The organism is Paenibacillus sp. P4_E11 (assembly GCF_056401635.1).
Window position 1 is genome coordinate 1 of record NZ_JBFUIX010000613.1, and the last position, 810, is coordinate 810.

1 protein-coding gene is annotated in these 810 nt (G+C 45.9%); it reads right to left on the reverse strand.

Going from position 1 to position 810, the window contains the following annotated elements; translation table 11 throughout:
- The coding region (locus tag AC1DWB_RS36445; protein WP_477545918.1) for an extracellular solute-binding protein at nt 1-699 on the reverse strand (699 nt) is incomplete at its 3' end.
- Nucleotides 700-810 lie beyond the last annotated feature (111 nt).

Below are 810 nucleotides of genomic sequence, written 5' to 3' on the forward strand. Positions count from 1 at the left end.
GAACTCATCCTTCTTATTGTTGCCGTTCGGATCGTTGTTAACGAAGGCTCTAGCCACATTCATCAGATCATCCGCTGATTTGACTTCGCCCAAATTCAGTTTATCCAACCAATCCTTACGGATTTGCAAAGACTTGGTATTCAATGGAGAGGCATTGAGATTGCCTAGTGCGACGATCTTTCCATTTGGAAGCGTAACTGCTTTTTTATACGCAGGGTTATCCTCGAGCATCTTCTTTAAGTTAGGCGCGTATTTGTCGATGAGGTCATTCATCGGAATAAGGATTCCATCATCGGCATACTTGATCAAATAAGAACCATCCGCATCTCCGGTAAGCATAAGAATTTCTGGCAAATCTTTTTTGCTGCCTAACCGCATTTGCATGACTTGTTTATACTCGGCGTTCGGAACAACATTCCACTTAATCGAAATCCCCGTTTTTTCCCTAAGTTGCTCCCACACAATCGTTTTGTTCGTTAGGAAGCTCTTGCCCGCATCCTCCGAATCGCGTCCCATCCACTCTATTACCATCGGTTCTTTCACGATCGGCAAGGTGTAATTCCCTTCCGTATACTTCGTATTCGCATCCTTGGAAGGTTCGCTGGTTGCTTTGGAAGGGGTGGCACTGTTGCTGCATCCAATCAAGGTGAAGGTTAGCGAAGCGGTCAATCCTACGGTTACAACGCGCTTACTGATCATCGATAATCATCCTTTTATGGTTATTTTCAATGCGTGCTTATTCGCGCCCTTCGCCTTCTGGGTAACGACGGATCCAGGCACCGATAGACGACCTGACGGTCTAGTCTACGT